Annotated in this window: 9 protein-coding genes; 2 read left to right on the top strand and 7 right to left on the bottom strand. The window is 65.0% G+C overall.

All coding sequences use genetic code 11. From position 1 onward, the window contains the following. Positions 1 to 1,776 (top strand): dihydrolipoyl dehydrogenase, encoded by a 1,776-nt coding sequence (gene lpdA / locus ACNKW1_RS14885; RefSeq protein WP_418365384.1) that lies wholly within the window; start codon positions 1 to 3, stop codon positions 1,774 to 1,776. A gap of 184 nt (positions 1,777 to 1,960) precedes the next feature. On the opposite strand, the gene ACNKW1_RS14880 is transcribed toward lpdA, so the two are convergent. From ACNKW1_RS14880 to purL, 7 genes are all read right to left on the bottom strand, one after another. Next, positions 1,961 to 2,722: a Crp/Fnr family transcriptional regulator gene (locus ACNKW1_RS14880; RefSeq protein WP_418365383.1), complete on the bottom strand. Its 762-nt coding sequence runs from the start codon at positions 2,720 to 2,722 to the stop codon at positions 1,961 to 1,963. 218 nt (positions 2,723 to 2,940) lie between these two features. Next, complete coding sequence (locus ACNKW1_RS14875) at positions 2,941 to 5,022, bottom strand: TonB-dependent copper receptor (RefSeq protein ID WP_418365382.1); 2,082 nt, start codon at positions 5,020 to 5,022, stop codon at positions 2,941 to 2,943. Between the two features lie 138 nt (positions 5,023 to 5,160). Next, complete coding sequence (locus ACNKW1_RS14870) at positions 5,161 to 5,613, bottom strand: copper chaperone PCu(A)C (RefSeq protein WP_418365381.1); 453 nt, start codon at positions 5,611 to 5,613, stop codon at positions 5,161 to 5,163. A gap of 198 nt (positions 5,614 to 5,811) precedes the next feature. Beyond that, entirely contained in the window at positions 5,812 to 6,228 is a 417-nt protein-coding gene (locus ACNKW1_RS14865) for a DUF2946 domain-containing protein (RefSeq protein ID WP_418365380.1), read from the bottom strand. A 76-nt stretch (positions 6,229 to 6,304) separates the two neighbouring features. Then, the gene (locus ACNKW1_RS14860) at positions 6,305 to 7,618 is read right to left on the bottom strand and encodes an EAL domain-containing protein (protein ID WP_418365379.1); all 1,314 of its coding nucleotides are present in this window, start codon (positions 7,616 to 7,618) and stop codon (positions 6,305 to 6,307) included. 2 nt (positions 7,619 to 7,620) lie between these two features. Further along, the gene (locus tag ACNKW1_RS14855; RefSeq protein ID WP_418365378.1) at positions 7,621 to 8,943 is read right to left on the bottom strand and encodes an HD-GYP domain-containing protein; all 1,323 of its coding nucleotides are present in this window, start codon (positions 8,941 to 8,943) and stop codon (positions 7,621 to 7,623) included. Positions 8,944 to 9,061: 118 nt separating this feature from the next. Continuing rightward, a complete protein-coding gene (gene purL, locus ACNKW1_RS14850) occupies positions 9,062 to 12,997 on the bottom strand; it encodes a phosphoribosylformylglycinamidine synthase (protein WP_418365377.1) in 3,936 nt (1,311 codons plus the stop codon). 130 nt (positions 12,998 to 13,127) lie between these two features. Here purL and ACNKW1_RS14845 point away from each other — a divergent pair, with 130 nt between their 5' ends. Continuing rightward, positions 13,128 to 13,835, top strand: coding sequence for a fumarylacetoacetate hydrolase family protein (locus tag ACNKW1_RS14845; protein WP_418365376.1), 708 nt, complete (start codon positions 13,128 to 13,130; stop codon positions 13,833 to 13,835). Positions 13,836 to 13,892: the final 57 nt, after the last annotated feature.

The following is a 13,892-nucleotide window of genomic DNA, read 5'->3' as shown; positions in this document are numbered from 1 at the left end:
ATGAGCCCAGTTGAAGTGAAGGTTCCGGACATCGGCGATTTCGATTCGGTGCCGGTTATCGAGCTGTTCGTGAAGGTCGGCGACAGCATCAAGGTCGACGACGCGATCTGCACGCTCGAATCCGACAAGGCAACGATGGACGTGCCATCCTCGGCCGCCGGCGTGGTCAGGGAAGTGCTGGTCGCGGTCGGCGACAAAGTCGCCGAGGGCACGGTGCTGCTGAAGCTTGAGGCTGCAGGTGCTGCAGCAGCGGCCCCGGCCGCCGCCGCAGCCGCGCCCACGACTGCACCCGCCGCGGCTCCGGTCGCTGCGCCTGCCGCCGCCGCGCACAGCGGCAGCGCCGATATCGAGTACGACATGGTCGTGCTCGGCGCCGGCCCCGGCGGTTACTCGGCGGCCTTCCGCGCCGCCGACCTCGGCCTCAAGACCGCAATCATCGAGCGATACGCAACGCTGGGTGGCGTGTGCCTGAACGTCGGCTGCATCCCGTCCAAGGCGCTGCTGCACGTCGCCGCGGTCATCGAGGAAGCCGAGCACGTCGACACCGCCGGCATCAAGTTCGCCAAGCCCACGGTGGACGTCGACGCGCTCAGGAAGCACAAGGACGGCGTCATCGGCAAGCTTACCGGCGGCCTCTCCGGCATGGCCAAGGCACGCAAGGTCGACGTCATCCGCGGTTACGGCCACTTCCTCGACCCGCATCACCTCGAGGTCGAGGAAACCACCGGCACCAGCCAGGACAAGACCGGCGCCAAGAAGGTGGTGAAGTTCAAGCAGTGCATCATCGCCGCGGGCTCGGCCGCCGTGCATCTGCCCTTCATCCCGAAGGACCCGCGCATCGTCGACTCCACCGGCGCGCTGGAACTGCGGCAGGTGCCGGGCAAGATGCTGGTCATCGGCGGCGGCATCATCGGCCTGGAAATGGCCACGGTGTATTCCACGCTGGGCGCGCGCATCGACGTGGTCGAGATGATGGACGGCCTGATGCAGGGGCCGGACCGCGACGCGGTGAAGGTGTGGGAGAAGCAGAACGCCCACCGCTTCGACAAGGTCATGTTGAAGACCAAGACCGTCGCCGTCGAGGCGAAGGACGACGGTCTGTGGGTCAAGTTCGAAGGCGAAGGCGCACCGACCGAGCCGGTCAAGTACGACATGATCCTGCAGTCGGCCGGTCGCGCGCCCAACGGCAAGAAGATCGGCGCCGACAAGGCGGGCGTCATCGTCGGCGAGCGCGGCTTCATCCCGGTGGATGCGCAGATGCGCACCAACGTGCCGCACATCTTCGCCATCGGCGACATCGTCGGCCAGCCCATGCTCGCCCACAAGGCGGTCCATGAGGCGCACGTCGCGGCGGAGGTCGCCGCTGGCCACAAGGCGGCCTTCGACGCCACGGTGATTCCGGGCGTGGCCTACACCCATCCGGAAGTGGCCTGGGTCGGCTACACCGAGGCGCAGGCCAAGGCAGAAGGCAAGAAGGTCGAGACCGCCAAGTTCCCGTGGGCGGCATCCGGCCGCGCCATCGCCAACGGTGCCGACTACGGCTTCACCAAGCTGATCTTCGATGCCGAGACCCACCGCGTCATCGGCGGCACCATCGTCGGCCCGTCGGCTGGCGACATGATCGGCGAGGTCTGCCTGGCGATCGAGATGGGCGCCGACGCGGTCGACATCGGCAAGACCATCCACCCTCACCCGACCCTGGGCGAGACGGTGGGCATGGCAGCCGAAGTGGCGCACGGCAGTTGCACCGACCTGCCGCCGATGCGCAAGAAGTAATCTCGCGCGACAGGCCACGCTGCAAAAGCAGGGGCGCCCCGCCACACGGCCCGGGCGCCCTCGTGCTTTCAGGCGCTTGCGGACACGAGGCCCGCACGCCCAACGCACCACCGCAAGCCTCCACCGCAGGGCAACCCGGTTCGCGGGTTGCCCTGCAATGACCGCGTCGCACTTCCGCCCGCGATCAACTCCATGCCTCTGCCGGCACATCGCTTGCGGCCGCCGCCTGCGCCATGCAGTTCGCTGTCGGTTGGCGGTCGCATGTAGCGCACTTCGGACAGCGCTTGCCACCCTCGGCACAGGGCGGCTTGACCGGTTCGACCCGCGCCACCTCAGGCGCGCCATCTCGCGCGATCAAATGAAGTGCCTCGATGTCGGCCAGATAGAAGCGCTGACCGATACCCCCCCCTTGCGGCACCAGCACCTTGTCGCGGGTGAAGGTCTTCAGCGCCCTGCATACGGTTTCGGGCGTCTGCCCCAGAATGGCCCCCACATCGCTCAGGTTCAGCCGCCGCACCCGATTCTCACCGCCTAGACGCAGGCGCAACAGCAGCCGCGCCAGACGCACGCGCGCAGGCACCGTGCCACTGGCCAGATCCGAGATCCAGGACTCCGCCTCGTGCAGGGCCGCCTGCATCTGGCGTAGCAGCGTCAGTTGGAGTTCCGGCACGCGCTGCAGGCTATCCCGGAGCCTGACCGCGTCGATCCAGCAGGTGCGGACCTCGTCCAGCGCAAGCGCAACGTGCCGCGTCCTGCTCTCCGTGAGGGCCTCCAGGCCGATGATTCCGCCGTCCTGGACAATGCGCACGATGCGCTCCTTGCCAACAAAGTCCTCGCACACAAGCTTCACTGCACCCGAAACCACGAAGTGAACGCCGAGCGCAGGCGCTCCGCGCTGCATCAGCGCAGCCCCTGGCTCGAAGACATATGATTTGAATGACAGCATTCCGGCTGCCGAAATCAGTGCGGCGAGCGCGCCGCACGATGATGTCCCGCTGGCCGTGCACGACCCGCAGTCGAACTGGCCCAGCTCGTAAGAGCGTTTCAATCCAGTATTCATCCCGTTCCCCTCCGGGACGATGCGCCTTGTCAGGCGAGCATGTGCGTCACGGCAGAGCCGTCCCCCCGCACACGCCCGCCCTGCGGCCTCAGCCGCGACGCACGTCAGTCAAGTGCAATCTGAGCCTTCAGCCAGAACGTCCGGCCAGGCTCGTTGATGATCTCGTTAACCGCGACTTCGTATCCCGAAATCGCGGCACTGCCCTGCGACAAGTGCTCGCTATAGGTGCGATCGAAGACGTTATCCACCCCCACGGTGAGCAAGGTCGCCTTGTTCGGCCGCCATCCGGCATTCAGCGCCAAGGTGGCAAAGCCAGAAGTCGGACCGAGGTCCTTACCTCCTGCAACGATGCTACCCGAGCCGACATCGACACGATCCTGCTTGGCAACCAGACGAAGCAGACCACCGTACGAGAAGCTGCCATCGTTGTATTCGACTGCCAGGCGACCTTCGAGCGGCGGCTGTTGGGCGAGCGCTTTGCCATCCGTGTCGTTCTTGCCGTGCACCCATGCCAAGGTGCCGGTCGCACTCCAATTCGTCGCAAAACGCCACGTGACATCCGCTTCTGCGCCGTAGAGCGTCGCATCGACATTGCGCACGTCGGCGACCGCGGTCGAGCCCACCTGCCACCAGCGCAGCAGCATGTAGTCATCGACCTTGCTGTAGAAGCCGGCAACGGAAGCACTCACCGCCCCGACGGCCCAGTTCGCGCCGATGTCCAGCTGCGTCGTCTTCTCGTAGTCGAGATTGCCGAAGTCGCGAGCATCGGCCACGCTGTTCGAGGTGCCCGAGATCGGCGTAGCGCGCATCATCTCCCAGAAGTCGGGGAAGCGCTCGACATAGCCCAGTCCGGCATACCACGTCCCCGCTCCGCCCGCGTAATCATTTTCATAGCGCAGGAAGCCGCTCGTCAGATTCTCTTCACGGCTCTGATTGGCAAAGGCGTTTGGCGAGGTGTTGAGCATGTTTCCAGCGGCCACGTCCTTGATCGCGCGCCGATAGTCCGTACCCTCATGCTGGTCGAACCGGAGGCCTGCGACGACACGGCGCATGTCATCGAGGGAATACGTTCCCTCACCGAACAATCCATAGCGCTCGAAACCGAGATCCTTGTTGCGGGCGGCACTGGCGTATGCGGGCGGCGTGGCGCCCTGCATCGCACGCAGCGTATGCATGTCGTCCTTGTAGTCCGCCCCGAGCTTCAACATCCACTGATCGGCCGGGGTGAGCGTTGCGACGAAGCGGGCGCCCTTCGTTTCGCGGTCAGGATTGTTGACCGAGAACGGCGCCGCCGGCGGCTTCCGTCGCAGGCTGAAGTTGTCCATCACATGGTCAATGTAGCTGTAATAGACATTGGCCTCGATGCGCTGTACCAGCGGCGAGAGGTTGCGCTTGTCGAACTTCACACCGACATGCTCGCGCTCGAACTTGGTGCCGTCCATGCCGCGGTCGGCGTACGCGGCTTCGCCATCGCTGCGCCCGAAGTTGAGCTCGAGCTGGGTGTTGTCGTCCGGGGTCCAGCCGATTGCGCCGGTCGTGCTCCAGCGGGTGTAGAAGGAATGCACCTTCTTGCCGTCACCGTCCTCGTAGTTGTCGCTGTCGGAACGGGTGGCGCCTATGCGCGCGTAGAAGTCGGGGTTGCCCGCCTTCGCATCGAAGACCTGGTCGTTGCGGCCCCAGCTGCCGAAGGTGAGGCTGCCGTTCATGCTCCAGCCGGGCTGCATCATGCGCTCGATGTCGCGCTCGAAGAGCACGACCGCGGCCGAGCTGCCGGCGCTATAGAGCACCGTCTGCGGCCCCTTGAGCACCGTTACGCGATCATAGGACTCGGGGTAGACATAGGCGGTGGGCGGGTCCATGCGTCCGCCACAGCCGCCATGAACCTCCTGGCCGTCCTGCAGGATGCTCAGGCGCGAGCCCGACATGCCCCGGAACACAGGATCACCATCCGCGCCCCCCTTGCGAATCACCGAAAAGCCCGGAACGCTCTTGAGCAGATCTGCCCCGTCGTGCGCCGGTAGCGGCTGGCGAGGCGCCTTGGGGTCGGTGGTGACGGTCAGCGGCATGTCCATGGTCGGCGCCGTGACGACCACGCTATCCAGGCGCGCTTCCTGGGCAAGCGCGAGCGCCGGAATCGCCATCGACACGGCAATTGCGAGCGGCAGGCGTTTGAAGGTCTTCTTCATGTCGTTTTCCTAGTGATGACTAAAACTGCGTGAAAATGCCAGGTGGTGCGGCGTGCCATCGGCACACAGCGGAAAAAGGTCGATGCACGCGATGCACCGACGTCGACTCGCCAAGCGGGCGACGCGCTGGGCGAAGCATCAGTGCTTCATCTGCATGCGGGCATTGAGCGGGCGGGCCGGGGCCACGACGTCCACGGATTCGCGGCTGCCGTCGCGGCGTTCGATGACCAGGCGTAGCGGTACCTCATCGCCCACCTTCACCTGCTGCCGGAGGTCCATCAGCATGACGTGGTAGCCCCCGGGCTTGAGTTCGACGTCCTGTCCGGCGGGCAGATCGAGGCCGGAGATGGGGCTCATCTTCATGACATCGTTCTGCATGGACATCTCGTGGATCTCGACCACGCCCGCAACGGGCGATTCCGCGGCCACAAGGCGGACATCGGCATCGGATCTGAGGTGCATGAAGGCGCCGGTGGCCTTCTGCTGGGGCACCGTGGCACGGACCCAGGGTTCGGTCACGGTCAGTTGCTGCGCGCTGACCGAAAGGCTGGCCGCCAGCAGCAGCGCAGCCGTCAGGGGCTTTCTCATCATTGCTCTCCGGGCGCAAAAAACTCGTCAGGCAGGACGCGTCACGGCGTACCGTCCGCAACTGCGGACGTGGCGCGACTGAGCTCGGACCAAAGTGCGCCCAAAACGGGCGACGTGCCGTGCCTGACGTCGAAGGGGTGGTGCTTCCAGGGGTAAGACGTGGGGGCTGCCCGGGCGCGATGCGCTCAGGCAGCCGCTCGATCACGCATGCGCAGGCGGCGCGCGCGGATGAGAAGACGCCCACACGAAGAGGGGGCGCGGAGAGACGAGGAAAAGCGTGGGAAGAACTTCACCGCCGCGAACGGAGAAGACCTCGGGAGAAGCCGGGGTCGGCAGCAGCGTCGTGGTGTAGGCGGCGGAGCAGTAGGGACATTGATCGAGCGACAGGCCGCCGCCTTTTCCGGACGTTCCATCGTCGCGCGTTTCCACGTCGGCGTAGAACTCGGCCTCTGCCGCACTCACGGCGACCCACTCGATACCCGCCGCCGAGCAGACCTGGACGAAATACCGGCCATTCTCGTCCGGCCCCATGGCACGACTGATCGCCGGCGCCAGCGCGCTGAGCATCATCGCGAAGATCGCGACCCAGGCGAAGAGGCGTTGGCGGGAGCGTTGCATGAGGGCTGTCGTGCGGATATGTGGCGGATATGTGGCGGTATTCTAATGCACGACACCCCTTCGGACTTGATCTCGATCAGTCATTCGGCAATTTCGCGATCATCGGCGCGGCGCCGACACGATCCTGCAGCCAGCGCACGAACTCGGGCAGGGGGATCGCGCGCGAGAAGTGGAAACCCTGAAGATGGTCGCAGCCGAGTTCCGCCAGCAGGGCTGCCGTCTGCGCATTCTCGACACCTTCGGCAGTGACGACGATTCCCAGGCGATGCGAAAGATCGACGATGGAGGAGGCAATCTCGCGATCGCGCGGCGAGGTCGCGAGATCGGTGACGAAGCTGCGGTCGATCTTCACCTCCTGCACCGCGAAGTACCTGAGGCGGCTCATGCCGGAGAAACCGGTACCGAAGTCGTCGATGGAAAAATTCACCCCCAGTTCGCGCAGGCGTTGGAACACGCGGGTCACGTTGGCCCCGGCGCTCTCGTCGACCATGCTCGTCTCGGTAATCTCCAGAACCAGCCCCTCGGCGGGAACCCGCCAGGTTTCCAGTGCCTGCCGGATGAGGTCGGGAACTTCGGCATCGTAAAGATCCGTCGCCGAGAGGTTGATCGACAGGTCCAGCGCAAACCCTTCCGCACGCAACTCGCTCATGATCTGGGCCGCGCGGTGAAACAGCCAGCGATTGAAGCGATGACGCATGCCGAAACGGTCGATCAGACCGATGACCACCGGCGGCGGTACCCACACGCCATCGCTGCCCTTCCAGCGCAGCAGGCCCTCCGCTCCACGGCACTGACCGCTCGCGACATGGAGCTTGGGCTGAAGGTGCAGCTCAGGTTCATGTCCGCCGGCGAAGGCTTCACGCAGCTCGCGCTCGAGTGTCGCGCAGGTGGGCGCACTGCGCTCCATCGAGGCCTCGTAGACCAGATTCGTCCGATCCGATCGACCGGCGACGAGCCCCGCTATCCGGGCGGACTGAACGAGATGGAAAGCGTCGCGCCCATGGTCGGGGGAGAGTGCAGCCCCGCACACCACGCGCAGGGGCAAGGCCACGCCATCGAGCCGCACCGGGTGCTCGGAGAAGGCGCGCTCGAGCTTGAGCATGGCGAGCGTCAACACCCCAGCGCTCGCCACGCCGGGCAGAGAGATGAGCCACTCCTTGCCATCCACCTGGAACACCGTGTCGCGCGGACGCAGGCAGGCGCTGATCCGGCCGCCGATCTCGCGCCCCAGATCGCGCAGATGTTCGAGCGGCAGGCGGTAGAAGGTGGTGTCGGGCTGGGCATAGAGCGCGACCACCCCCACACTGGCACGCTCTTCGTCGCGCTCGGTGATTCGGGCCGAAACCTCGGACAGCGCGGCAAGAAAACCGGTCGGAGTAAGGGTGTCCATGGTCAGGCCAGGTAGAAATCTGCAGGGTCGATGCCGTACGAATCGGGCGGCAGCGCCTGGGTGATGCGATACGGCAGCCCTTCTGGCGTGGCGGGCTGCATGAGCAGGTTGAGCGTGCGCGGGAAGCGCTCGACCGTCTTGTCGGGCCCGAGCAGCACCAGCACCGTCGGCCTGAGGCGGCGTACCTGGTTCTGCTGGATGACGACGGCGACCTCCCCGGTGTTGAGCTCGACGAGCGTGCCGATAGGGTACAGCCCGATGCACTGGATGAACTGGTCCACGAGCACATCGCGAAACTGCTTGCCGCGCAGGCGGTTGAGCGTCTCCATGGCATGCTGGCTGGACACCGCATCGGAATACACCCGTTGCTGCGTCATGGCGCAATAGGTATCGACGATTCCGGACATTTCTCCGGGAAGCGGGATGTTCATGCCCCAAAGGCCGCGCGGGTAACCTGAGCCGTCATAGCGCTCATGGTGGACGCCCACGATGGCCAGCACCTCACGGTCAACCTCGGCACTTTCACGCAGGATCTTCAGCGTGTTGGTGACATGCGCCTTGACGTGCTCGAACTCCTTGGTCGTGAGCGGTCCGGCCTTGCGCAGCAATGCGTAGTCGATCTGGATTTTGCCCAGATCCTGCAGCAACCCCGCAAATCCGAGACGGCGAACCTCCTTGCTGTCGAACCCGACGAAGCGGCCAAAAATCATCAGATGCACCGAGACATTGACCGCGTGATCGTAGCTGTACTGATCGGTGCGCTTCAGCCGCGTCAGCCAGAGCAGCGCATCCGGATTGCGCTCCAGCCCCCCCGCCATCTCGTTGACGAGGCTCTGGACGACTTCGGCATCGAATCGCCCGCCGCCGTCGATGGCCAGTCTGACTTCGCGCAGCACGCGGAACACGTCATCCACAATCGGCGCCATGTAGCGCAATTCTGCCTCGAGTTCGCTACGTCTGGTTCCGCTATCGATCGGTGGCAGTTCGGGGAGCCGCTGGGTGTGGATCTTGCCCTTGAAGTCGCGCAACAGGCACAGAAAACGGCTCGCCTCCTGGCGCGAAGCCAGAAGATCCTCCGGGATGCCACCCTCGCGCCCGAGCAGCAGGTCATCTCCTTCGCCGATCGCCTTGTCGCTGAACTGGTCTCCCGTCGAGCGCAGGCGGTCGATCACCACCGTGCGGCAGTAGTTCTGCAGCGCCCTGAGCTGGTCCGTATTCCTGAGCAGAAAGCCCTGCATCAGAAAAGGCGTCTCCTCCCACGGTCGGTCGATGTCCGCGATGAACATTCCGATCCTGAGGTCGCGCGTTGCTATCGTCTGCCGCAATGATCACTCCGGTTGATGACCAGATACACTACCCCGTGTCCATGTATAACGGCATCCGAAGCCCGCACTTGAGCGCCGCCCGGCAGCGACGCTCCCCAAAGCGGGCATCACAGCTGCATCACCCCAGCCACCGCCGCGCATTGCGGAACATGCGCAGCCAGGGCGAGGCGTCCGGGCTTTCGGTCACCAGCCACGGCGGCGCCCACGACATCTGCAGCGTACGAGCCGTGCGCTCCGGGTGCGGCATCATGATCGTGAATCGACCGTCCGCGGTGGTGAAGCCAGTGACACCTTCGGGCGACCCATTGGGGTTCGCCGGATAAGCTTGTGCGGGATTTCCATGGTTGTCGACATAGCGCAACGCTACAAGCGCGCGCGCCCGGTCGCCCTCGTTGCGGAACACCGCCCTGCCCTCGCCGTGGCTGACCACGATCGGCATTCTGCTGCCTGCCATGCCCTGCAGCAGGATGGACGGACTCTCTGGCACCTCAACCATCACGAAGCGCGCCTCGAACTGCTCGCTGCGGTTGCGATGGAAGGTCGGCCAAGCCTCGGCGCCTGGAATGATGGGCGCAAGGTGGGCCATCATCTGACAACCGTTGCAGACGCCGAGCGCGAAAGTGTCGCTGCGACAGAAGAAGACTTCGAGCGCATCGCGCAGACGTTGGTTGAACAGGATGGACTTGGCCCACCCCTGGCCCGCACCGAGCACATCGCCGTAGGAGAAGCCACCGCAAGCCGCCAGCCCATGGAAGTCGGCGAGATCGATGCGACCCGCCTGCAGGTCGGACATGTGCACATCGACCGGCGTGAAACCGGCGCGCTCGAAGGCGGCCGCCATTTCGAACTGGGAGTTCACACCCTGCTCGCGCAGCACGACGACCTTGGGCCGCGCGCCACGTGCGACGAAAGGCGCCGCTACATCCTCGCGGACGTCGAAGGTCAGCGCGACCGACAGGCCGGGATCGCTGGCATCGGCGAGCGCCTCGAATTCCTGCTGTGCGGATTCGGGATCGTCGCGCAGCTTCGCGATGCGATGGCTCGTTTCGGACCAGGCCTGCAGCAGTTCCACCCGGCTGGCGGCGAACACCAGCTTTGCGTTGCGGCGGAAGCGGATCTCGTCCTTGTCGTTCGGCTCACCAATGAAGTGGTAGGCAAGCTTCGCGGCGCGCAAGACCTCGGTGATGCGGGAACGGTCATCGCGGCGGATCTGTATGACCGCGCCGAGCTCCTCGGCAAAGAGGCCAGCGAACAGGCGATCATCGAAGCGGCCCTTGAGGGAGTCCGGTTTCTTCTCCAGGCCGTCCACGTCCATCATGTAGGGGTCGTAGCAGACGGTATCGAGGATCAGCGACAGGCCGCATTTCGCGGCGAAGGCCATCTCGCACACGGTGGCGAAGAGACCACCGTCGGAACGGTCATGATAGGCGAGCAGCAGGCCATCACGACGCAGCTGCTGGACCGCATCGAAGAACGCCTTGAGCTGGTGCGGATCGACGTCGGGGGCATGTTCACCGACCGCGTCATACGCCTGGGCCAGCACCGAGCCGCCGAGGCGGTTCCTGCCGTTACCAAGGTCGATCAGCAGCAGCTCGGTTTCCACACCTTCAGGCAGATACAGCTGCGGGGTGAGCGTGTTGCGGATGTCCTGCACCGGAGCGAAGGCGGTCGCGATCAGTGACAGCGGGGAGACGACCTGCTTGTCCTCCTCACCGTCACGCCAGGCTGTGCGCATCGACAGCGAGTCCTTGCCCACCGGGATGGAAACCCCGGCGCTGATGCAGAATTCGGACACTGCCTGCACGGTGTCGAAGAGCTTCGCGTCCTCGCCACGGTGCCCAGCGGCCGCCATCCAGTTGGCGGACAACTTCACGTCCCCCAGCTTCTCGATATCGGCCGCGGCGATGTTGGTGATCGCCTCACCAATCGCCATACGGCCCGAAGCTGGCGCGTCCACGCAGGCCAGCGGCGTACGCTCTCCCATGGCGAAGGCTTCGCCGCGGTAGCCCTGGAAGCTCATCGCGGTGACCGCGACGTCGGCCACCGGCACCTGCCAGGGGCCGACGAACTGGTCGCGCGCGGTCAGGCCGCCGACCGAGCGGTCGCCGATGGTGATCAGGAAGCTCTTGCTCGCCACCGCCGGCATGCGCAGCACGCGCATACCGGCTTCCTGCAGGTCGAAATCGGTCGTATCGAAGGGCGGCAGGTGCACCGCGCGGCGCGACACGTTGCGCGTCATCTTCGGCGGCTTGCCGAGCAGCACCTTCATGTCCATGTCCACCGGCTTGTTGCCGAAGTGGCGGTCGGACACCGTCAGACGGCCGTCCGCGGTAGCGGTACCGAGCACCGCGAACGGGCAGCGCTCGCGCTCGCAGAAGGCCTGGAACATCGGCAGGCTCTCGGGCGCGATCGCGAGCACGTAGCGCTCCTGCGATTCATTCGACCAGATCTCGCGCGGGCTCATGCCCGGCTCCTCGATGTGCACCTCGCGCAGTTCGAAGTGCGCACCCAGGCCGGCGTGGTCGGCGAGTTCGGGCATCGCGTTCGACAGGCCGCCCGCGCCGACGTCATGGATGGCGATGATCGGGTTCTTGTCGCCCTGCTGCCAGCAGGCGTCGATGACCTCTTGGCAGCGGCGCTGGATCTCCGGGTTGCCGCGCTGCACCGAGGCGAAGTCAAGATCGGCGGTGTTGGTGCCGGTCGCCATCGAAGAAGCCGCACCGCCCCCGAGACCGATCAGCATGCCCGGGCCGCCAAGCTGGATCAGCAGCGTACCCGGCGGGAAGGTGGGCTTTTCCGACTGCTGCGCCTGGATGCTACCCAGGCCGCCGGCGATCATGATCGGCTTGTGATAACCCCGCACCTCACCCTGCACCGCCTGCTCGAAAGTTCGGAAATAGCCGGCGAGATTGGGGCGGCCGAATTCATTGTTGAATGCAGCGGCACCGATCGGCCCCTCGATCATGATGTCGAGCGCGGAGGCGATGCGCTCTGGCTTGCCGTAGGGTTTCTCCCAGGGCTGGCCGAAATCCGGAATATTGAGGTTGGAGACCGTGAAGCCGGCCAGGCCGGCCTTGGGACGCGAGCCGCGGCCAGTCGCGCCCTCGTCACGGATTTCGCCGCCGGCGCCGGTGGCCGCGCCCGGGAAGGGCGAGATCGCGGTCGGGTGGTTGTGCGTCTCGACTTTGGCGAGGATATGAGTCTCCTCGTCATGATAGCGGAAAGCGCCGTCGGCATCGGGATACAGGCGGGCAATGCGCGCGCCTTCGATGATCGAGGCGTTATCCGAATACGCGACCACCGTGCCGTCAGGGTGGGCCTTGTGCGTATCCTTGATCATGCCGAACAGGGACTTCTCCATCGGCCGCGCGTCGATCACCCAGTCGGCGTTGAAGATCTTGTGACGGCAGTGCTCGGAATTGGCCTGGGCGAACATCATCAGCTCGACGTCGGTCGGATTGCGCCCGGAGCGGCTGAAATTTTCGACAAGGTAGTCGATCTCATCGTCGGAAAGCGCCAGACCAAGATCGCTATTCGCGCTCTCAAGCGCGGCGCGCCCGCCAGCGAGGATATCGACCGTGGTGAGCGGCTGCGGCGCATAGTGGTGAAACAAGGCGTCGGCCTCGTCCTCGCCACCGAGCACGGACTCGGTCATGCGGTCATGCAGCAGGGCGAGCAGCGCGGCGTTCCCTTGAACCCCGCGTGCATCGATCGAATACGCAATGCCGCGCTCGATGCGTACGATCTTGTCAAAACCGCATTGGTGCGCGATATCCGTCGCCTTCGATGACCAGGGCGAGATGGTGCCGAGACGCGGCACGACGAGTACCATCACACCGCCGGGAAGCGTCTCGCTCTGGGGATGCGCATCGAGCAGACTGACCAGGCGGGTGTGCTCCTCATCGGCCAACGGAGCCTCCAACTCGATGAAATACCGGAACTCCGCCGCCAGGCCGGCGAGCTTTGGAACCACGCCCTCCACTGCACGGCTAAGACGTTCCAGACGGGAAGGTGAAAGCGCCGCAGCGCCACGCAGTTTGAGGATCGAGGTCATGATTCTCGGAAGCAAGGTCTGAAGACTGGCCGTCGCGGGATGGCATCCGGCAGGACCCTGGATTATAACCGAGCCCCCCGTTGCGCTCGGGCGTTGTAGACTGCAGATCTCTTATTTGCGGAAGTTGGACGTGGCGGACATCAATTACCTTTGGGCGCCTCCAGCGCCCGTGACGCTACCAGTGCGCGGCACGAGCGCACGCCTCCCGGTAAACCGCGTTTTTTTCGTCGGGAGGAACTACCAGGCACACGCGAAGGAAATGGGCACCACCGTCGACAAGGCGACCATGCGCCCCGTCTACTTCACCAAGTTCGCCCAAATGGTCGTGGCTGCGGGCGGATCAGCGCCCTACCCCCCTGAAACGCAGGACTATCATCATGAGGTCGAGTTGGTGGTGGCCCTCGGCACTGGCGGCTTCCGAGTCACCCCCGACGCCGCGATCGGAATGGTCTACGGCTACGCCTGCGGTCTGGACATGACCCGGCGCGACCTGCAGGCCACCGCAAAGGCCAAGGGCAATCCCTGGGACGTGGCAAAAAACGTGGAAAACGGCGCGGTCGTCGGCGAAATCACTCCCGCTGAGGGACGTATCCCGTCCGAGGGCGAGATCTCGCTCTACGTCAACGGGGAAGTCCGCCAGCACGGCAACCTCTCCGACATGATCTGGAGCGTCCCCGAGATCATCTCCGACCTCTCAAGCTACTACCACCTTGAACCCGGTGACCTGATCTTCACCGGTACCCCTGAAGGCGTTGGCCCCGTCCAACCGGGCGACCAGTTGGAAGGGCGCATCGAAAGGGTAGGAACCCTCAGCTTCAAAATCGCCCCCCCGGACTGACTCTCTCGCCGAGCAGGTCACGGCAATATCCGCCTTTATGTTGCTGCGGGCATTGCG

Origin of the sequence: Thauera sp. WH-2 (assembly GCF_048321015.1) — a bacterium.
GTDB lineage: Bacteria > Pseudomonadota > Gammaproteobacteria > Burkholderiales > Rhodocyclaceae > Thauera.
Note: the sequence above shows the minus strand (reverse complement) of the source record. Positions and strands in the feature narration are given on the sequence as shown.